Genomic DNA, 21,789 nt, shown 5'->3' with positions numbered 1-21,789 from the left:
GTAAATAGTAGCTAGGAATTAGTAATGGCAGTTCAAAAATTTGAGGAATTAGTTGTTTGGCAAAAAGCTCAAGAATTAGCCGTTATTGTTTACTATGAATTTAATGATTGCAGGGATTTTGCTTTTCGAGACCAAATTAGAAGAGCTGCAGTTTCTGTTTCGAATAATATTGCGGAGGGATTTGAAAGAAGTTCAAACGCAGATTTTTCCAAATTTCTTTACTATTCACTTGGTTCGAACAGCGAAGTAAGGTCTATGATTTATTTGTCCGTTCGATTAAATTTGTTGTCGAAAGTTAAGGCAGATGAAATAATTGAAAGTACTAACGAAGTGTCTAGAATGTTATATGGTTTAATAAAATCACTTTAGATTTTTAAGTATTCATTCCTAACTACTAACCCCTAATTACTATTTCTAAGAAATTTTATGAGTGATATAAAGATTAAGATTATAGACCGGGAAGGTGTATCACACGAAGTAGATGCTCCAACCGATATGAACATGAACCTTATGGAAGTAGTCCGTTCCTACGAATTGGCTCCCGAGGGAACCATAGGTATTTGTGGTGGAATGGCCATGTGTGCTTCATGCCAATGTTATGTGCAATCCGACCATGAACTTCCTGAAAAATCGGATGACGAAGATGCTATGTTGGCCGAAGCCTTTTTTGTGAAGGACAACAGCAGATTGGGCTGCCAAATTCATATCACCGAAGATTTGGATGGTCTTGAGGTGGAACTCGCACCAGAAGAAGCTTAAATTCTAGCTTGGTAGGTAAATAAGTTAAAATACCTGCCTTCTGAAGCAATCAAGGAATCATGGGTGCCTTGTTCCATAATACGGCCGTTTTCAATAACTAAGATTTGGTCAGCTTTACGAATGGTACTTAATCGATGCGCAATTACAAAGGTGGTTCTACCTTTGGTAAGTTCAACCAAACTTTTTTGAATGAGTGCTTCAGACTCTGTATCCAAACTTGAAGTAGCTTCATCCAAAATCAAAATTTTAGGATCGGCCAAAATAGCTCTGGCAATGGCTATTCGTTGGCGTTGACCTCCGGAAAGTTTTACCCCACGTTCCCCAATAAGGGTATCCAAACCTTTATCAAAACGGTCGGTAAATTCGTCCACATAGGCAGCTTTTACGGCTTCAACCAGTTTTTCTTCCGAGGCATTGGGTCTTGGGAAAAGAATGTTTTCACGAATAGTTCCTTCAAACAAAAAATCATCTTGGAGCACCACACCCAAATGTTGCCTAAAACTGTTTAGATTAACCTTGGATAGGTCGTGACCGTCAATAGTGATGGTTCCTGAATCAGGATTTAAAAAGCTTGCAGCCAATCCGGCAATGGTCGATTTCCCCGAACCAGAACTACCGACCAAGGCGATGACTTGACCGGGTTCCACATCAAAAGTAATGTCGTGAAGCACTTCTTTATCTTCCTCATACGAAAAATGCACTTTGGAAAATGACATACGGCCAACCACTTTATCCATAATTATGGTGCGATTTTCCTCATCAGATTCCTCTTCTAAATTCATCAGTTCTTCCGTACGGTCCAAGCCGGCCAAAGCTTCGGTCAATTGACTCCCCACGCTGCTCATTTGAACAATAGGTGCAATCATAAGGCCGAGTAGAATTGTAAATTGTACAAATTCCCCTACCGTTAGGGTGTCTTGTATTATCTTGTATCCCCCAAATCCCATCACACTTGTGGTTGCCACTCCCAATAAAAAAGTAGAGGAACTGGTCATAAATGCCGTAGTCGTCAAGCTCTTTCTTACATTTTGATAGAGCCGTTCCACACCCTCTTCAAAAACCTCCTCCTCCTGTTTTTCAGCATTAAACCCCTTAATAACGCGAATTCCACCCAATGTTTCGGTCAACCTACCTTTTACCTCTGCATTAATTTTACCGCGATTTCTAAAAATGGGCCGAATAATTTTAAAGGCCTTTAAGGCGATAATGGCAAATATTGTTAAGGGAATGAAGGTGAATAGCGTCATAAAAACACTGATTTCCATGAGTAAAATCAAGGAAACCACAGCTGTAATAATTCCGCCTACCAATTGCACCAGTCCGGTACCAATAAGATTTCGAACCCCCTCAACATCCGACATTATTCGTGAAACTAGAGCTCCTGATTTTGCATTGTCGAAAAAGCGAACGGGTAGTGCGAGCACTTTTTTTTGGACCTGAGCCCTTAATTCGGAAATTAAATATTGGGCTTGGACACTTAAAATTTTGGTCAGTAGAAAAGAAGTGATGGATTGCACAAAAATGGCCAAAAGTACTCCGGCCACCAAATACTTGAGCATTTCCAAGTCCTTGTTTACAATTACATCATCAATTAGGTATTTGGAGGCAATAGGTGCCACAAAACTGGCCGCTTTGCTAACGGCAATCAACAATAGACCAATTAACACAAGTTTACGCTTGGGCCAAATGATGGTTTTGAATGCGGTAAGTATGCTTACTTTTTTTTCGGGCATGATCATTTTTCAGAAGAAGTTGCAAGTTACGGCAAATTAAAAGGATGCCTAAAAATTACAAATGCTATATTTAACTGCTTGATTATTAATTTATATATGCTAAAAGCACTCTGGTCCAGTTTTTTATTTCTGATATTTTCCGTTGTCTACGCTCAGGAAGAATATCCCGATTTAACCCATATTGTGACCGATAATGCTAGAATTTTTTCCGAAGAGCAGCTAGTCGGTCTTCGTTCCAAATTAACCCAGTTTGAATCGGAAACCACCAATCAATTGGTAGTGCTGACCATTGAGGAATTGGGCAACGAAACCATTGAAGGCTATGCCAACAAGACCTTTAATCAAAATAAATTGGGCCAAGCAGGAAAGGATAACGGCATCCTGGTTCTTTTTGCAGAATCGGATCGGGAAGTTCGCATCGAAGTCGGATATGGTCTCGAACCCTACATTACTGATGCCGTTGCCTCAAGAATCATTCGAAATACCATGATCCCTTATTTTAAGGATGGGCTTTATTTTGAAGGGATTGATATGGCCACTGACCAAATCATTTCTTTTTTAAACGACCCAGAAGCGTTGGAAGAATTTAAGGAAGAAATAGAATCTGAAGGCGATATGCCGTGGTGGGTCATCCTTTTTGTTGGATTTTTTTTAATGATGTTTGTGGCCGCTGGAGGATTCATTTTTTATAAAAGTTATGCCGCTCTCTTGGAAATGCTCCGAGGAATATTCATTGGAAAGTTGGGACTTTTGCGAGGTGTTTTTATGATGCTTTTTACCTTGATGCCTATTGCATTTAGTTTGGTATTTATGCTATTGCCAGTATTTTTTTTGATGGAGATTTTGGGATTGGTGTCAGATTACGATGCACTATTTATGAATGCTCATTGGATACTTTATGGATTGGTGTTCTTTTTTGTGGTTACAATTTTGCTTGCCATCATCAAGATTATCCGAAAAGGGAAAGAGAACTTCAAAATTTCTTTTTTTAAATCTGATAAAAAATATATGAGCAAAACCTTCTCCAAATCGGGATCACATTCGTTTGGTTCCAGTTCAGGGAGTAGCTCCAGCAGCAGTTTTTCTGGTGGAGGTGGAAGCTCAGGTGGAGGCGGTGCCAGTGGAAGTTGGTAATTGATGTCGATTTACCGTATTTTCACGGTGAAATCAAATTACCCCCGACAATGAGAATTGTACTTTTTGCCTTTGTTTTATTTTTTATTTCCTGTTCGCAAAAGGAAACTTCCGAAATTGAAAAATGGGAAGCACAAGCAGAGAATATCACCATTATTCGTGATGATTTTGGAGTGCCCCATATTTATGGAAAAACCGATGCAGATGCTGTGTTTGGCTTGCTTTATGCCCAATGTGAGGATGATTTTAACCGTGTGGAGCAAAACTACATTTGGGCCACAGGGCGTTTGGCAGAAGTAGAGGGGGAAGATGCAATTTATAGTGATCTTCGGGCAAAATTGTTCATGACGGAGACCGAAGCCAAAGCCAATTACGAAAAAAGTCCAGATTGGTTAAAAGAATTGTGCAATGCCTTTGCAGATGGAATCAATTATTACCTCCACACACATCCCGAAGTTCAACCTAAATTATTGACCCGTTTTGAGCCGTGGATGCCCATGTATTTTAGTGAAGGTTCGATCGGAGGTGATATAGAGCGCATTTCAACCCGAAAAATTCAAAGTTTTTATGAAAGTGGTATGGAACTTCCAAAAATGGAAGCGCTCCAAATCAAAAAGAAAGGAGAATTGGCGGAACCACAAGGTTCCAACGGAATTGCCATTTCAGGGGATTTAACGGAATCGGGGAATGCGATGCTGTTAATTAACCCGCACACCTCTTTTTATTTTAGGGGAGAAGTGCACGTGGTAAGCGAAGAAGGATTAAATACATATGGCGCTGTTACCTGGGGTCAGTTTTTTGTGTATCAAGGTTTCAATGAAAAAACAGGTTGGATGCACACTTCCACGTACACCGATGTTATGGACGAGTTCAAGGAGACCATTGTAAAAAATGATGGAAAACTGTTTTATCAATACGGTGAAGAACTGAGACCTGTAGATTCGACTTCGGTGACCTTGAAGTATAAAGATGGAGATGGGTTTAAAGAGAAAACTTTTCCAATGTATCGAACCCACCATGGTCCTATCACCCATATGGTGGATGATCAATGGACGGCTTCGGCTATGATGTGGGAACCTGTAAAAGCTTTAGAGCAATCGTACATCCGAACCAAGCAAGATGGTTATAAAGGTTTCAGGGAAATGATGGACATCAGAACCAATTCCTCCAACAATACGGTGTATGCCGATGCTGAAGGGAATATTGCCTATTTCCACGGAAATTTTGTGCCTAAACGCGATACCATTTTTGATTTTACCCAACCTGTTGATGGAAGTGATCCAAAAACCGATTGGCAAGGGTTGCACACGGTTGATGAAAACATTTTGGTGCTGAACCCAGAGAATGGATGGATTCAGAATTGTAATTCAACACCCTACACCTCTGCATTGGAGTTTAGTCCAAAACGGGAGGATTACCCAAAATATATGTCTCGAGACCAAGAAAACTTTAGGGGTGTTCATGCCATAGAATTATTGACAGGTAGAAGTGGATACACCTTGGACAATTTAATTGAATTGGCTCATGATCCTTATTTGCCAGCTTTTAAAGCATTGATTCCTGGATTGGTAAAAGCGTTTGACGAAAACCCTGATTCAGATATAAAAGAAGCGATTGAGGCATTGCGCAACTGGGATTTTACCACCTCAAAAGAATCTGTTGCGATGACTTTGGCCCACTATTATGGAATGCTTTGCTACAGAAAAGCAGAACGTCCAGAAGGTTTATACTCCATGCAGTGGGTTGAATATTGGGGAAGCGACTGGCCAAATGAGAATAAACTGCAGATTTTTAAAGAGGTAGTGGAGACCCTTGAAAATGATTTTGGTACTTGGGAAATGCCTTGGGGCGAGGTGAACCGATACCAACGTTTGAACGGAGATATTCGTCAACCTTTTGATGATGCCAAACCCAGTATTCCCATCGGATTTGCCAGTGGAACTTGGGGCGCATTGGCGGCTTATGGCGCCCGTTACGATAACGATACCAAAAAAATTTACGGTACTCGAGGCAATAGTTTTGTAGCGGTAGTAGAGTTTGGAGATAAAGTAAAGGCCAAGACCATGTTGGCCGGTGGGCAAAGTGGAGACCCAGACTCACCTCATTTTAATGATCAAGCCCAGCGCTATGCCGATAAGGAGTTCAAAGATGCAGCGTATTACAAAGAAGATGTGCTAAAAAGAGCTCAAAAAACCTATAAACCTGGAGAGAAATAAAAAAGAGGATTAAAATCCAGAGTCTTCTTCCTTAATGATAATCAAACTAGCTTTTGAGCCTGTAGAAAGGTTCCAACGGTTATTGTGAATCACCTCGCCCTTATCGTCGGTAACCACCACTTGGGCCGTATTGGGACCCGATGAGCCTTGGTTCAAAGCTTCAAATTCAATTCGGTTGAATCCTTTAACCAAATCAATGTTGACCCCTTTAAAAGAACCGGTGAGCAATAAATTGTATTCCACAACTTCACCATTAAGGTATATTTTGATGCGATCACCATCTACAAATTCATGATCGCGAGCAACGATTCCCACAAATTTTGCTGTGGTCTTAAAATCGCCCAAATACTGGTCGCCAAAATGTTCGTTGGCGCCTTTTTCCCTTTTTTCTTTAACCTTTGGATCAATTTCCATATCGTGACCAGCTTGCAACAATTCTTTGTCGGGAAGCATTTTAATACCTGGTTTATTGTCTTTGGAAATCAAACTTTCGTCCAGAACGGATGGCATTCGAAGTAAAGTTCCTTGATTGCTTGCTTTTACATCAAGATTATTTTTTGCTCCAATTTTTAACGGTCTGGTGGTGGGTATATCAGAGGATTGGGCTTGTACGGATACGAAGCCTAAAGTAATTCCCAATAAAGTTAAAACCAGCTTTTTCATGGCAAAATAAGAGCAAATTTAAATTTAAAGATAACAAATACCTTGCCATGAAGTTGATAAATTGGCGTTAAATCGTTAAGCTGTAAGGTTTTTTCACTGCGCCTTTCTTTAATCCAAATAAAGGATGTAACCATTTCACTCTAAGAATAATAAGGTCGTAAATCAACCAACTGATGCCAAAGGTGCCGACTACCATTAGGGTTGCTTTTGGCCAAAAGCCCCAATCCAAATTCATTATATAATAGCCAATGGCCACCGTAATCGTTTGATGCAAAATGTAGAATGGGTACACCGCTCGGTTGGCATAGGCGAGTCCTGAACTGGGTTGGTTCAAGTATTTGGCGGCGAATGAAAACAGGACCAATATCCAAGACCAAAGGTTGGCCACTTTAAAAAGGGCTTCAGTAAAATGGATAATTATATTGTCTTCAAAAAACAGCCAGATAACCAATAGTCCCGAAAAAGAGCTAACTCCGACTACCAATGCTTTAGTTCGGATTTGTTCTACCATGTTCCAAAAAGTATCGCCCGTAGCAATCAAGATAAACCCATAAAAGAACAGTAAAATACTGAACAAAAAGTTGAACCAATCATCCACCAAGGCGTGGGTCACGGGAAAAAAGGGTTCTACCAAGGATTCGGTCAAGTAAAGCGGAATGATGAAAGTGTAAACACCCCATGGTTTTTCAATCAATCTTTTAACCCAGGCGATAAATAGGGTTTGGTGATTTCTTAAATACACGAAAAGGGGTGCCAGTACCCAAGAGAAAACCAATAGATAAGGTAAAAACCAGAGGTGGTGCCAACTGAAGTTTCCTTCAGGATAGATTCCATCAAATGCAACCGTAGTAAAATATTTCCAATAGGACCCAGAAAATGCTCCCAAAGCCAATCGTTCAAAATATACTTGTGGTGGTACAATGATCATCATTCCGAAAATTAGGGGAATCCCCAAACGGAGAAACCGTTCCCACATGAATTTTCCAGTAGACCTTTTACCCAAGGCATAATAAGTCCCCATTCCAGATATCATAAATAAAATAGGGAGTCGCCATTGGTTTAAAAAGAGCATCGGCCAACGAAGGTTGTCGTAATTAATATTGTTTTTAACGTGCCATCCCCAAGGGACAAAGAACATGCCCACATGATAAAATATAAGCAAGGCGAATACAATCACCCGCACCCAGTCTAAATCGTAACGTCTAATAGTTGTGTCCATTTTTTGATTTTTGCCAAAGTTGAAAAATGGCATTAATAAAAGGATAATATTTGCTCTAAGAGACGTCCTGAATTGCAATTCTGGAGCAATTAAGCGTGTTTTTGACCTATATTTTCCTTGACGAAGGCCGATGGAGATTGGCCAACATGTTTTTTAAAAGCGTTGTAAAAGGCCGATTTTGATTTAAATCCGACCGTTTGTCCGATAGCTTCGACAGTAAGGTGCTTAAAATCGGCATCTATCAACCTAGTTTTTGCCAGTTCAACTCTTTTTTGGTTGATATAGTCATTAAAATTGGTTCCGGTTTCTGAATTGATCAGTTTGGAAACGGTGTTTGCATTGGCTTCTAATTTTTCGGCCAAGCTTTTTAAATTGGCCTCTTGTTCCGAAAAATAGTTTGAATTGGAAAGGAAAGCTTCAATTGCTGAAAATTGAATGGAATCGGAAGCAAGGGTTTCGTACTTGTCGGCAATCCATGATTTTTCAAAAAAACGTGATTCCGACAGCATAAAAAATGCAGTTATATAAATCGTCACTGTTTGAATAATCCCGATATAATGGTCCCCGCCATCATCATCAAAATTGAGATAAATAAGTAGTAGGGTGAACAGTATAATTATAAATATGATTATTGTGTTTAGAGAAAATACATACTTGTCCACTTTAATGTTTTTGGATGCCACCCAACCTTTTTTTCTCGATCTTAAAATCAAGATTAGGGATAAAATGGCATAAAAGGTAAAGCTGATCAATATCAGCCATCGGTACTCATCTTTTATGAAGTGATATGAATGATTGAAATCTTCAGGCACCTCCAAAAAACCCAGGTTGCGATAGTAAGCGCCTAAATAGGCATTTAATTTAACTTCAACAGGACTTAAATAATAATTGAATTGGGAAAGTAAATAGAAAATTGGAAGGATTAAATGTGGCCAGTATTTTTTTAATGAAAACGATTTACGTTCAAGAAGTGCAACCAGAAAAAAGTACATGCTGGGAGCAATCAACAACCCCAAAAATTCGGTGGAATCATTAAAATGAATAACGTATTTCATCAATCCGGTATAACAGAGGTAGACATCCGAAAACACTAAACATTCAATCACCAATACCCAACCAAATAAGTTGATGGCCGAATTGTTTTTCGCTCTTAAAAAGATAACGAACGCCAGAAAAAAGCCCTGGACAACCCCTAACAGCATCAAATGCGAAGAAAGGTCGAATCGCAAAGGAATCTGGTCAATTATCGTCTGTATGTCGTTCATTATTGAGCTTTAATTGTACCTTGTAGACAAGTGAAAATTGAAATTAACCATTCTTTTTTAATCAACCAGCTGAACCATGAAAAAGAGACAATTCCTGCGATATATGGGAAGCGCCGCAATGGCAACACCTTTTATCCCTTTGACACTAAATACCGAAGAAACTACTGAAGAAATACCCTATCCAAGCCCTGAAAGTGATGAATTTTGGGATAGGATCCGTATGGATTTTAAGTTGAAACCCGATTATATTAATCTGGAAAGTGGGTATTACAATATTACCCCAACACCCATCCTGAACAAGTATATGGAGCACATAAGGGAGGTAAATTATGAGGGGTCTTATTATATGCGAACCGTACAATGGGAAAATAAACAAAATGCTGCGGCTCGTTTGGCCAATTTGCTGAACTGTTCGGAAAAGGAGCTGGTGATCACCCGTAACACAACCGAATCTTTAGATACCATAATTGGAGGTTTTCCCTGGAAAAAAGGAGATGAGGCCATTTATGCGGTTCAAGATTATGGCGCTATGCAAGTACATTTTGAACAGATGGAAGAGCGTTATGAAATTGTTTGTAAAAAGGTTTCAGTGCCCAACCATCCGAAATCCGATGAGGAAATCGTTTCCTTGTACGAATCCCAAATAACACCAAAGACCAAATTATTGATGGTGTGCCATATGGTGAATGTGACCGGACATATTCTCCCCATTCGAAAAATTTGTGACATGGCCCATACCCATGGTGTTGAGGTCATGGTGGATGGCGCCCATTGCGTGGGACATATTAAAGTGGATTTGGCCGAATTGGATTGCGATTATTATGGCTCCAGCTTGCACAAATGGCTGTGTGCCCCTTTAGGGGCAGGGATGTTGTATGTAGCCGAAAAAAATATACCAAAAATTTGGCCTTTGTTGGCCGATCATGAAAAAGACAAGACCAAAATTAAACGGTTGAACCATACGGGAACCCATCCCGTGGCCACCGATTTGACCATTAACGATTCTATGGATTATCTGGAGATGATTGGTATGGAACGCAAGGAAGAACGAATGCGATTTTTGCAACGGTATTGGAGCGATCAATTACGGGAAGTGGACAATGTGGTGATCAATACCCCTATTGAACCCCATCGTAGTTGTGGGATTGCGAATGTGGGTTTGACCAATATAAAGCCCCGTGATATGGCCAAAATTCTTTTGGATGAATTTAAGGTGTGGACCGTAGGTATCGATTTTGAAAATGTACATGGATGTCGCATCACCCCAAATATTTTTACCACTACGGATGAATTGGACCAGTTTGTGAGTGCCATAAAAACAATGGCAAAACGGGTTTAAGCATTAATATAATCCACTAATTTTTCTGGACCTTCCAGTAACACCCGAACAATTTGGAGGGTGCCGTCGGGTTTGGTGGCAATATGCCATTTAATCAATGAAATTTCGCCCTTTTCTATTTCAATTCCGGTAATGCTTCTAGGGTGTACACAACTTCCATCGTTAAAAAATGGGATTTGTCCTGGTTCCGGAAATCGAGGACGATGGGTGTGGCCTGCAATGGTGATCAATAAATTCTTTTTTAATATCCAGCGTTTGATTCGCTTCTCTATTCGGATAAGTTCTTTGTAATTCTTAGCTGGACTGGTAGGGTCGGCAATCCCTACCACTTGAAGGGGTTTCCATAAAATCCGAACCAAAAACCGACCTACGCGCCAAAAGGTATAGTTCCACCAATCGGCTTGGTGACCATGGGTGCAGAATATCTCTTGACCAGTTTTTGTATGTTTTAAAATAAGGGCTTCGTGATAAGTGATGCCTTCAAAAAGGGCCTTGTCCACTCCTTCGATAGGTTCAAAATAGTGGGAAAGGTGTTTTTTTACATATTCAGGGTCGCGATACACCATATCGTGGTTGCCCCACAACATTTGCAAACGTTTTTCCAGATGAAATCGGCGCAACAATTGATATACATTTTTATGGGCCTCAAAAATGGCATCGAAGCTCATGTTTTCCCAAAGCTCGTCCCCGTCGCCAAGTTCTAAATAAGTGAAACCTTCCCGATAGTAATGGTTGAGTGCATGAAAATAAATGTTACGGTTATTGGCAAAATCGTCCGCAAAACTATTGTCCCCTCGATGGCAATCACTGAAGAGGATAAACTTCGAATCATCATCGAAGTCGACCACTTTGGCATTGGCGTAAGCTCTGTCTAACCTTTTGGACGAGGACATGGGATGAAATTTTGCTAAATATCCTTAAAAATGACCATATATCCATAAAGAAGTTCCAAGGGTTAGGCGCGTATTTAGATTTTGTAAATTTGTACACTAGTTTTCGACTAAATAGCCCATGATACACGATAGCAATATGGAAAGCCCTTTGGTGCAGTTGGTAAGCTTCAATAAATTGTTGGAGCATTACGACGAGCAGCTTAAAAGTCCCAAAAAACATTTGGCGGACAGGGCCAAATATGTTTTAGATGCGCAAGCACCCTATCCTGAGCTACGTGACGGTTTTTCGGACTTATCCATTTTGGAAAAGCATAAGGATGTCATCAAAATTATTTTGGAGGATTCTTTTGCTCCCGTGCTTACGTTGAACGAAATCAAAACAGCATCCACACCTTTTGAAAATTTGGTGTTCAATTCTTCCGAACGTTTTCAACAAATCCTGAAAGATGCTGGTGAAGATTTTGATCTTTCAATAAGCAATATACCCCAAGAGTTTGGGTACATTATGCGTTGTACCGTTATCTTGAAATTCTTTTATGGGTACAATTTGGATTTTAAACGCCCCTTCTTTTACGACATTCCCGATACCAATGGGGTTATGAGGCGTTACCGAATTCTGTACAATGCCGATTTTATGGAGATTATTCCAACCGAAAAGGCCAAGGAACTTACACAGGATGATGTAGATGATTTGCTGGATAATTTCTATAATTTGGATTTATGGAAAGAAAAGATTCCGCCCAACAGTTTTATCGCTAAGGGTTTTGTGATTTCGAATATGTTTGATGTTACGGCCGAGCACTCCATTTCCGAGATTAAATCCACCTTGATTGGCAGGACCCAACTTCATGAACAATCCTTTATGGAGAGTTTCGAGGATACATTTCGTTCGCTATTTAGGCTTAACGATATAAAAGTGGGATTTGCTGGTTATGATAGTAACGCCAATAATTTTTTCAAGATTTATGGAAAGAATATGGAGAGTTACATCCTTAATGGACATGAATTTGAGGATTGTGATTCAAAATTCTGCAATCATACCCACAGCAAACTTTTTAAGGAGAACAAGTATTTCGCCATTTCCAATGTAGAGAAATATTTTAAGGATTCTGACGGTGAAACCCAGCCCTATAAAAACCTTATGGAGCAAGGTGTAAAAAGCGCCATTCTTGCGCCAATCACCGTAAATGGAAATCTTTTAGGAGTGTTGGAATTGGTTTCTGGCAAGAAAAACGAACTTAACAGTATCAATGCCAATAAGCTGGATGATGTGATGCCGTACATAATTGCGGCGGTAATGCGTACCATTGAAGAGGAGGAAAACCTGATTGATGCCATAATCCAGCACGAATGTACCTCGGTGCACCCATCGGTGTATTGGAAATTCCAAGAAGAAGCGAAACACTTTATGGCTGATGAACTGGCCGGAAAGGAGCCCGTATTTAAAGAAGTGGTTTTCAAAGATGTGTATCCACTTTATGGGCAAATTGACATAAAAGATTCTTCCAAAGAGCGAAACCTTGCCATTCAAAGGGATTTGATGATTCAATTATCTGAAATCAACGATATTCTTGCATTGGCTTTTGAAAGACATGCGCTTCCGATATATGAAGAATTGCAGTTTAGGGTGAACAACTACTTGGGCGAGGTTAAAGAAACCTTGTTCACGCATACCGAACAAGCCGTTTTCGATTTTGTGAAGGAAGAAGTCACACCGATTTTACTTCACCTAAAAAAAGAGGATATTGAGGTTGCCGCCTTAATTGAAAAATACGAGGAAAAAATAGATAAGGCCACCGAAAGCTACTACGATCATCGTAAAAATTATGATCAAAGTGTAATGGATGCCAATCTAAAGCTTGCGGCTTTGTTGGACAAAAAGCAAGAGGCCGCCCAAGAGATGTTTCCGCATTATTTTGAGCGCTATAAAACCGATGGAGTCGAACACAACATGTACATTGGGAGTTCCATTGCCCAAGATAGACAGTTCAATACCTTGTATTTGAGTAATTTAAGGTTGTGGCAATTACAGGTGATGTGTGAAATGGAGAATAAATACTATTCCCTAAAACCACATTTACCAGTTAAACTGGATGTGGCATCACTTATTTTGGTCTACAGTACGTCATTGGCCATCCGATTTAGAATGGACGAAAAACGTTTTGATGTGGATGGCACCTACAATGCACGTTACGAGGTCATCAAAAAACGTATCGATAAATCTTACATAAAGGGAACCAACGAACGTCTTACCCAAAAAGGGAAATTGGCGATTGTGTATTCCCAAAAGAAAGATGAGCGGGAGTACATGCGATACATCAGTTTCCTAAAATCGAAAGGTTATTTCACCAACAATATTGAAATTGTGGAGTTGGAAGGACTTCAAGGAGTTACAGGTCTAAAAGCCATTAGGGCCGAGATTTTATATCAAAAGGATAAAAAATCGGAGCGAACCTACACTTACGAAGATCTTATGGAAGAATTAAAATCCTAAGGATTACAGAAAATAGGATAAATTATCTGGGCCAAAATACCTAAATGCAATTCCATAAGCAAGCACTGAGATGATCATGCCGACCATAAAAATGGTATAGGTTAATCGAAGCAGTTTGTACTTTTTGTTCAATACCAATCCCAAATAATACAAATCCTTTGTGAGTGAATTGTAGATGTACTCCTTGTCCTTCACCAATTCGCCCAAGGCCCATTCGTATTCCTCCAAACTCATTTGATGGAAGTTTCCAAAGAACAGAAGGTTCACATTTTTGTTTGCTACGTCTTCTTTGGAGAATTTTCCACCGGTTATGTTGGGTCTAGTGGCCAACACCGATAAAATCATGGAGGTAACACTAGAGAGAATTAGAATGAAGGTAGGGTAAATTAAATAGGTATTGGAGGGATTGTCGAGTTTAGTCAATAAGTTGGCCAATACAACGGAAATCACAATCGCATTTACCGAGAGCAAGATATTTGCCTTGGTATCGGCAATGTCACTAAGTTTTAGGTGGTTTTTCAACGTAACCCGATAAAGTGTCTGAATACTCCTGTCCGGACTTTCACTTTTATACTTGGCTTTTAAGGCCTCTTTTTTGGCAATTTTCTTCTCCTCCTTTTTTTCTTTCAACAGTTTTTTAAGGTTGTCTTCTTTTCCAGGCCCCCATTTTTCCTTGGCGTAATCCGTGTAGAATTTATGTTTCTGACGGAACATTTTAATGTTTTTATCGCGCCACTCTTTTGAAGAATAATCGGCTACGCCCAACTCACGAAGTTCATCTTTTAAATAGTCGGTGGTTTCCCAATAGCTTTTTTTGGCAAAGTGCGATATGTCGGCATCGCGTATAATACCTTCCAGTAGATTGGAAGGTTCATAATCGATTTTTGTGGCCATGATCAAATTGCAAACCTGCGCAATACCTTCTTCGGAATATCCATTTTCCTTAAGGAATTTTTTGGCCGTTTTACAGCTTTTTTCTTCATGATCTTCCATTCCGTCAATATGTCCAACATCATGAAACCAAGCCGCCAAGAGAAGCTGCTCGTTTTCCTCTTCGGAAAGATCATAGAAATTGAGTAATTCTTTAGTACTTTTAACTACTCTTTGGGTATGTTTAAGGTTATGGTATAAAAACTTGGGGTCAAGTTTTTCAGTTAAAATTTTTGAAACGAAACGTTCAGTTTTTTCAACAATTTCCGACATAGCTATATATTGAATATCCAAATTACAAAATTTTGGAATCAACCTCATGGGATATGAAGAAACATCTACTTTTGTCCATACTTCTTGTTTTGGGATACGGCTGTGCCACCTATGAGACCAAGTTCAATGAATCCTATTCCCAATGGCAAGATTTTAACGGTAAGTCGTTGGAGCATACCTTCTTTTTAATCGGCGATGCAGGATTATCGCCAGATAATGACTTAAATCCCACCTTAAAACAGTTTAGGTCCGTATTGGATAAAGCTGATAAAAACAGTACCGCCATTTTTTTGGGCGATAATATTTATCCTGCTGGTTTGCCAGATAAAAAAGATGATCCAGAGGGGTATAAACGTGCCAAACATTATTTGGATGCACAGTTGGCAACCTTGAAAAACTTTAAGGGGAATGCGTTGTTTATTCCGGGCAATCATGATTGGTACAGTGATGGTCTAGAGGGATTGGAACGAGAAGAAGATTATATTAAAAAAGCATTGGATGATAAGGAGGTGTTCCAACCCGAGAATGGATGTCCCATCGAGAAAATAGAGATATCGGACAAGGTGATGGTCATTGCCATAGATACAGAATGGTATCTAACGGATTGGGACAAACACCCAACCATGAACGATAAATGTGAGATCAAGGACAAAGAGCGCTTCTTTGAAGAACTGGAGAGCTTGATCAAAAAGAATTTGGACAAAACCTTGATTATTGCCATGCACCACCCCGTGTTTTCCTATGGCAATCACGGAGGACAATTTTCTTTTAAGGATGGACTTTATCCCACAGGCGGAAAAATCCCCCTTCCCATTTTGGGCTCGGTGGCCAATGTGCTTCGAAAAACAACGGGTGCATCTACAGAAGATTTGTCGAATAAAATGTACAACTCTTTAAAAAAGCGCATACTCACTTTAAGCCAGTATTCGGAAAAGGTAATTTTCGCTTCAGGGCATGAGCACAGTCTTCAATATATTGAAGAATCAGGTAAACCACAGATTGTAAGTGGTTCTGGAGCAAAAACAGGAGCGACCCGATTGCTTAATGGAAGTCAGTTTTCAACTGGGAAAAATGGATATGCGGTTTTAAAGATATATAAAGATGGTTCGTCTGAATTAGTTTTTTATGGAGCCGATGAAAATGGGGAGGATATGTTGTTTCAAACTGAGGTGCTCCCTCCAGACCGACCAGAAAATGTTGGCCCTTTTTCAGAAGAGTTTCCAGCTTACAAAACGGCATCGGTATATACCCCGGATGAGGTTGATAAAAGTGGATTTCACAAATGGATGTGGGGCGAACGTTACCGAAAATATTACGCTACCAAGGTGAAAGCGCCAACCGTGCGCCTGGATACTTTGTATGAAGGACTTAAAGTGGTGCGAAAAGGAGGGGGAAACCAATCCAATTCGCTTCGATTGGAAGATAAGCAGGGGAGGCAATATGTAATGCGTGACCTCCGAAAAAGTGCCGAGAGATATCTTCAGGCCATGGCCTTTCAAGAGCAGTTTGTGATTGGACAATTTGAGAATACCTATACGGAAAAGATGTTGTTGGATCTTTATACTGGAGCACATCCTTATGCACCATTTACCGTGGCCAAACTTTCCGACGCCGTAGGGATTTACCATACCAATCCAATACTATATTATGTGCCCAAGCAAGCTGTTTTGGGTGATTTTAATGCTGAATTTGGGGATGGACTTTATATGATCGAAGAACATGTGTCGAATGGGCATGACAATTTGGAAAGTTTTGGACGTACGAAGAAAATTGAAAGCACCTACGATTTTATAAATAAGCTCAGAGAAGATGAGGAGTATCAATTGGACCAAAAGGAATACGTGAAAGCCCGCCTTTTTGATATTCTGCTTGGCGATTGGGACCGACATGTGGACCAGTGGCGTTGGGCAGAATTTAAAACAGCAGATGGCATTAAATTGTATAAGCCCATTCCAAGAGACCGTGATCAGGTATTTTCTCGTTGGGGCGATGGACTTGTAATGGGATTTGGTTCTAGAGCAGTACCGGCACTCCGAATTTTTGAAGGGTTTCATGATGAAATCCGAAGTGTAAAAGGGTTTACTTCCTCACCAAGAACTTTTGCCTTGGATATGGCATTGTTATCGGAAACAGATTTGGAATTATGGGAGGAGCAAGCCAAATATCTTCAAGACCATCTTACCGAACAAGATATTGATGAGGCCTTTTTGGCATTTCCAGTAGAGGTTAGGGACGAAACGGTTGATGAAATTAAAAGGACCTTATTGGCCCGTAAAGCCAATTTAGTGACCACTGCCCGAGACTATTTTGAGGTGCTGAACAAGTACAGCGTTATCACGGGGACCGATAAGGACGATTATTTCAATATTGTTTCTTTGTCCAATGGCGAAGTGGAAGTGAGGGCGTACCGCATAAAAGGAGGGGAGTTTACAGATTTGTTTTTTCATAAAACCTATAACCCAAATTTCACCAAAGAAATCTGGATTTATGGTTTGGACGATGATGACGAGTTTGAGGTGAATACCGCAACATCCAAAATAAAAGTGCGTATTGCAGGAGGGCAGAACAACGACATCTATAAAGTTTCCGAAGACTCTAAAAAGGTGTTTGTTTACGACTTCAAATCCAAGAACAACACGTTTGATGAGGCCTATGGTGGTAAAATTAAACGGGTAGATGATTATCAGGTCAACACTTATGAATTCCTAAAAGTTAATGCGAGCAACAACCAAATTTTTCCGACCATAGGATTTAACCCAGATGATGGCGTTCGAATTGGACTTGTGGACACGTACACCATAAATGGTTTCCGAAAAAATCCATTTACCCAACAGCATAGATTTAATGTGGCCTATTATTTTGCTACCAAGGGATATGATTTGGGTTATAAAGGAGAGTTTGCCCATTTGTTCAATAATGTCAACCTAGAAATCGATGCAAGGTTTACCAGTCCTAATTTTACCCGAAACTTTTTTGGCTTTGGGAATGAAACCGAAAACAACGATGATGATGAGCCATTAGGTTTGGACTATAATCGGGTACGGATTCGAACATTGAGATTTGCTCCATCACTGATTTGGAGAGGGTATTTGGGATCTAAAGTGCGTCTTGGTTTGGTTTACGAAAACATTGAAATTGAAGAAACCGACAACCGTTTCATCAATGAGTTTTATGTGGAAAATGGGACTGAAAGCCGCAAGAGTTTTTATGGAGTCGATGGAGAATATAATTTTTCAAATACGGATAACAGCGCTTTTCCGACTATGGGTATGGACTTTAGCTTGCAGGGAGGATACCGAATCAATATAGAAGATTCCTCCAGAACATTTGGATATATTGCCCCCAGTTTTTCCATTGACCATAAGATCACTCCGGATGGCAGGTTGGTTTTTGCCACCAAATTCAAGGGAGAATTTACTTTAGGCAATGGCTATGAGTTTTATCAAGCTGCAAGCATCGGTGGCAACAATGGTTTGAGAGGTTTCCGTTTTCAGCGTTTTACGGGAAAAACGGCCTATTATCAAAATACCGATTTGCGCTATAGCTTTTTAGGTCAAAAAACTGGATTAATGCCTGTTACTCCGGGTATTTATGCAGGTTTTGATTATGGTAGGGTATGGTTCCCTGGAGATTCTTCGGACAAATGGCACAACTCGTATGGAGGTGGCTTCTTTTTGAACGGTACTGATATTATAACCGCCAACGTTGGACTCTTTAATAGCGCAGACGGACTTCGGGTGGCTTTCGGACTTGGATTTGGATTTTAGTTCAAGGTGAATTGATAGATGTTTCGACCTCCAAATTTATTTTGCTCGTCCGCAATCATTATAGTCTTGTTATTGATGAAAACTACAGATTCAATTTGTGTGGAGCAATGTAAATCTATGATTTCAATTTTGGCCTTAGAAAAATCAGGAAGTTTAAATTCCCGAAGTACAATCAACTGACCATAGGTGAGAAGCGCAATAGTTTTTCCGTCTGGCGATAAATCTGCACTGGTGACGGAACAACGATTCTGATCGGCACATAAAAACAACGAGTCCAATAATTCGGCTTTGTATTCCCCCTCTTGATCGGGAACCCGATAGATCAATGTTTTTCCAGAATACGGCCTGGTTCTATTTTTGGTGAAGATGTACAAATGACCATCCCAATGGAATATTCCTTCCGTATCATAATACAAACTGTCCTTTTTTGGCGGGAAATCTTTTTGCTGGGGATATTTAAACTTTATTTTTTCGGCATTGGGCTCCTTTTTGTCCAATTCCGATTTGGGAATTTTATAAATGACCAAGTCCTCTCGCTCGTTGGCATTATTTCCAAAATCACCAATGTAAAGATTGCCTTCTACGTCTTGGGTCATGTCTTCCCAATCTTGGTTTTTGGCATGGTCTATTTTTAGCGACTCCAAGATTTCACCAGATTTATTGACCTTGTAAATCTCATCTTTGTTTCCACTATCCTCAATCACCCATAAAGAGCCATTACCAGCAGTTTCTATTCCTGAAACTTCTTTTAGTTGCTTCGGGAATTTACCGAGCGGTTCCAAGAGTCCATGGTTTTGGGCACATGCCTGAACCATAATCAGCAGAAATATGGGAATGCATTTATTCATCGGACTCTTTAATGGGTAAATAGATTTCGGCGGTCCACTTCAGCTGATTGCCTTCATTTTTTGGGTTGTCGTGAAACACCTCGAAAGGGGTGTTTTTAACTTCGATATTGTGTTTTTTTGCATAGTCTAAAAGGGCATACCAAGCCCTATCGGAAGTGATATAGTTGCCATTGTATTCTGCTTTTAACGCCCTTTTTCTAAAAACTCGTTTGTATTCGATATCCGTTCCAAGGGGCAATTTTTCCGAGCGAATGATGGGGCGCCCAAAATTAAATTGAATACTATCGTTCTCTTGGTTCCAATCGGTGATTTCAATCACTGGAAATCCATCAAACTCAACACCATTGTCCAAAAGCGTTCCCATAAGGTAACTAAAATTCCGCATCATTTCATCAGCCTTTTCCAATTGGGTTGTTTTTACGGGAATGTAGGCAATGTATTTTGTGGGCATTTCTTCTTCACCTATAATGGTAACCTTGAATTTGTCCTTGTGTTCGTCAAGATCTTCCATAAAACCCAATACAATTTGCCTGCTGCGCTTTTCAAAATCGGTATCGGTAAAAGGTATGGTCAATTTATTTTTAAGGCTATGGTCTTCATCGTGAATAGCAACCCTAACCCTCGATGTTGAATCTGTGAGCGGCTCTATTTCCCAATGGTAAATATGGGTTGAGTCGCCAAACTTCATTGTTTGGGTGAGGTGCAACAAATCACCATCCTGCTCGATTTTTTCTGAATTATTCAGATTACGCGCCCAGTGTTTAAGGCTCTGATTGATTTCACCAGGAAAAGTAGCTGCCTTAAATCGGATAATATAGTCTGAAGGTTTTAATAATAGATACCATATAATGGCTCCCGCCACGAGGGCGAGAAGAACTGAAAAAATCTTCTTCATAACTAAGCGGCAAAATTACTAATTAGCCTTTGGTCATGTCCAATTTATCGATTATGAATTTACCGAGGTCCCTTCCTTGCTTAATTCCCACTTCGATGGCAGCGCGATAATGGATTCCTCCGTACATTCTGCTCATGGCTGCTTCATCGGCAGCTTGGTTAAATGAAGTAAAGGAACGAACGGGAAGGCCATAGGCTACTTCGGTATCGTCATCAAAAGCAAAATTATCGCCAAAAACGCTGGTTAAGGCTGTTGAGGCTGCTCCAGAAACTACACTGTGTCCGCTGGTATATTCCGGAAAAGGAGGTGTTTGAAGCACAGGCTCCCAGCTATCATCGATATATTCGTTAATAACAGTTTCTGGGCGAATCAGGTTACTTCTGTATTTTTCATCCCAACAGCTGATAAAAGCATCAGCAATGGCAATGGAAGTTTTGGTATAGGCATAAACTGTCTTGGCAAAATCGGCATCTGTTTTTCTGGCGGCAATTTTTGTGATACCGATCCAGTGTGCTCCTGGAGTGATTTTTTTGGTGGCAAACATTAAGTGGCCACGGGTAACAGATACATAAGGGTTACAATCCCAAAATTGTGCAATGGCAATTTCCTCCGATTTATCACCTTTTCCGATCATACTTTTACGCACTTCGTATACTTCCATCAACTCTTGGTAAAATTTAGAGTCTTTTTCCATAGAAAATTCTGGAGGAGGAATAGGCTTGAATTGCTGTGCCGAATCAATGGCAAACGGACGTATTTTTTCCCAATGTGGCTCAATGCCGTTCATGTATGCCGGTGGTGTTGGCTGCCAACGCGAAGGATCTTCAGAATCGACAGAAAATTTGGGCATGGTACGGGTTTCTTTGTAGTTATCCTTATTCATCCATTCGGCAACAAAATCCGCAACTTCCAGTCCATAAGCTTTAGATGCCGTAAAAACAGGCTCATTCTTTTCCATCCAAATAGTGTAAAGACTATCTCTAAAAACCTCTAATTTTTCTTCTGAGAAAATCAATCGTTTGCTCAGATCCATATGTGCAATCATTGCAGCCATATCGTAGTTGAGGTTTTCTGTACTTTTTGGTTCTGGAATATGGCCCAATTCGGTAACCTGACCGGCCAAAGATTTATAATTGCCATCCTTCTTGGTCATGATTTCAAAAGCGGCAATATTCGGGTAGGCAAATATTCTACTGGCCACAGGAGGGGAGAAAATATCATGAATCATGATTTCGATAACCTTGTCCACCGATGCATGGTATACTTCTGGTGAAATTTCAATGGGTTCTTGTTTTTTTTGACATGATGCCAAAACCAATACAACTGCTGCAATTAAACTTATTCTTTTTTTCATGCCCTTG

The 21,789-nt window shown here is 40.1% G+C and carries 16 protein-coding genes; 7 read left to right on the top strand and 9 right to left on the bottom strand.

Annotated features, from left to right (window positions below):
- The first annotated feature begins 24 nt into the window (after positions 1-24).
- Together ABT310_RS04745 and ABT310_RS04740 are read left to right on the top strand one after the other, a co-directional pair.
- Positions 25-369 carry a four helix bundle protein gene (locus tag ABT310_RS04745; protein WP_375325600.1) on the top strand — a complete coding sequence of 115 codons (345 nt, stop codon included), beginning with the start codon at positions 25-27 and terminating at the stop codon, positions 367-369.
- A 57-nt stretch (positions 370-426) separates the two neighbouring features.
- Positions 427-759: a 2Fe-2S iron-sulfur cluster-binding protein gene (locus ABT310_RS04740; RefSeq protein ID WP_375325599.1), complete on the top strand. Its 333-nt coding sequence runs from the start codon at positions 427-429 to the stop codon at positions 757-759.
- On the opposite strand, the gene ABT310_RS04735 is transcribed toward ABT310_RS04740, so the two are convergent.
- Positions 756-2,492, bottom strand: a complete 1,737-nt coding sequence (locus ABT310_RS04735) for an ABC transporter ATP-binding protein (protein ID WP_375325598.1) — start codon at positions 2,490-2,492, stop codon at positions 756-758. The two genes, ABT310_RS04740 and ABT310_RS04735, sit on opposite strands and share 4 nt — an antisense overlap.
- 96 nt (positions 2,493-2,588) lie before the next feature.
- Here ABT310_RS04735 and ABT310_RS04730 point away from each other — a divergent pair, with 96 nt between their 5' ends.
- Positions 2,589-3,626, top strand: a complete 1,038-nt coding sequence (locus tag ABT310_RS04730) for a TPM domain-containing protein (RefSeq protein ID WP_375325597.1) — start codon at positions 2,589-2,591, stop codon at positions 3,624-3,626.
- Between the two features lie 50 nt (positions 3,627-3,676).
- A complete protein-coding gene (locus tag ABT310_RS04725) occupies positions 3,677-5,842 on the top strand; it encodes an acylase (protein WP_375325596.1) in 2,166 nt (721 codons plus the stop codon).
- Between the two features lie 9 nt (positions 5,843-5,851).
- Here ABT310_RS04725 and ABT310_RS04720 read toward each other — a convergent pair whose 3' ends face one another.
- The 3 genes from ABT310_RS04720 to ABT310_RS04710 form a co-directional block, all read right to left on the bottom strand.
- Complete coding sequence (locus tag ABT310_RS04720; protein ID WP_375325595.1) at positions 5,852-6,505, bottom strand: hypothetical protein; 654 nt, start codon at positions 6,503-6,505, stop codon at positions 5,852-5,854.
- Positions 6,506-6,572: 67 nt separating this feature from the next.
- On the bottom strand, positions 6,573-7,724 hold the full coding sequence (locus ABT310_RS04715) for an acyltransferase family protein (RefSeq protein ID WP_375325594.1): 1,152 nt from the start codon (positions 7,722-7,724) through the stop codon (positions 6,573-6,575).
- Between the two features lie 89 nt (positions 7,725-7,813).
- A complete protein-coding gene (locus ABT310_RS04710) occupies positions 7,814-8,989 on the bottom strand; it encodes a helix-turn-helix domain-containing protein (protein ID WP_375325593.1) in 1,176 nt (391 codons plus the stop codon).
- A gap of 76 nt (positions 8,990-9,065) precedes the next feature.
- Between ABT310_RS04710 and ABT310_RS04705 the strand changes: the two genes are divergently transcribed.
- Positions 9,066-10,328 (top strand): aminotransferase class V-fold PLP-dependent enzyme, encoded by a 1,263-nt coding sequence (locus ABT310_RS04705; protein WP_375325592.1) that lies wholly within the window; start codon positions 9,066-9,068, stop codon positions 10,326-10,328.
- On the opposite strand, the gene ABT310_RS04700 is transcribed toward ABT310_RS04705, so the two are convergent.
- Positions 10,325-11,221 carry a metallophosphoesterase gene (locus tag ABT310_RS04700; RefSeq protein ID WP_375325591.1) on the bottom strand — a complete coding sequence of 299 codons (897 nt, stop codon included), beginning with the start codon at positions 11,219-11,221 and terminating at the stop codon, positions 10,325-10,327. The genes ABT310_RS04705 and ABT310_RS04700 overlap by 4 nt on opposite strands.
- 118 nt (positions 11,222-11,339) lie before the next feature.
- Between ABT310_RS04700 and ABT310_RS04695 the strand changes: the two genes are divergently transcribed.
- Complete coding sequence (locus ABT310_RS04695) at positions 11,340-13,715, top strand: GAF domain-containing protein (protein WP_375325590.1); 2,376 nt, start codon at positions 11,340-11,342, stop codon at positions 13,713-13,715.
- 3 nt (positions 13,716-13,718) lie between these two features.
- Here the strand turns inward: ABT310_RS04695 and ABT310_RS04690 are convergent, their stop codons facing one another.
- On the bottom strand, positions 13,719-14,918 hold the full coding sequence (locus ABT310_RS04690; RefSeq protein ID WP_375325589.1) for a Pycsar system effector family protein: 1,200 nt from the start codon (positions 14,916-14,918) through the stop codon (positions 13,719-13,721).
- A 53-nt stretch (positions 14,919-14,971) separates the two neighbouring features.
- Here ABT310_RS04690 and ABT310_RS04685 point away from each other — a divergent pair, with 53 nt between their 5' ends.
- Positions 14,972-18,685 carry a metallophosphoesterase gene (locus ABT310_RS04685; RefSeq protein WP_375325588.1) on the top strand — a complete coding sequence of 1,238 codons (3,714 nt, stop codon included), beginning with the start codon at positions 14,972-14,974 and terminating at the stop codon, positions 18,683-18,685.
- Here ABT310_RS04685 and ABT310_RS04680 read toward each other — a convergent pair.
- From ABT310_RS04680 to ABT310_RS04670, 3 genes are read right to left on the bottom strand one after another with little or no spacing between them, the layout of a single operon-like run.
- The gene (locus ABT310_RS04680) at positions 18,682-19,500 is read right to left on the bottom strand and encodes a hypothetical protein (RefSeq protein ID WP_375325587.1); all 819 of its coding nucleotides are present in this window, start codon (positions 19,498-19,500) and stop codon (positions 18,682-18,684) included. The genes ABT310_RS04685 and ABT310_RS04680 overlap by 4 nt on opposite strands.
- A 25-nt stretch (positions 19,501-19,525) precedes the next feature.
- Positions 19,526-20,428 (bottom strand): AraC family transcriptional regulator, encoded by a 903-nt coding sequence (locus tag ABT310_RS04675; RefSeq protein WP_375325586.1) that lies wholly within the window; start codon positions 20,426-20,428, stop codon positions 19,526-19,528.
- A gap of 22 nt (positions 20,429-20,450) precedes the next feature.
- Positions 20,451-21,782, bottom strand: a complete 1,332-nt coding sequence (locus tag ABT310_RS04670; protein ID WP_375325585.1) for a vanadium-dependent haloperoxidase — start codon at positions 21,780-21,782, stop codon at positions 20,451-20,453.
- Positions 21,783-21,789 lie beyond the last annotated feature (7 nt).

The organism is Flagellimonas cixiensis, from assembly GCF_042134615.1.
Lineage (GTDB): Bacteria > Bacteroidota > Bacteroidia > Flavobacteriales > Flavobacteriaceae > Flagellimonas > Flagellimonas cixiensis.
This window is presented reverse-complemented; position numbering and strand designations above follow the sequence as displayed.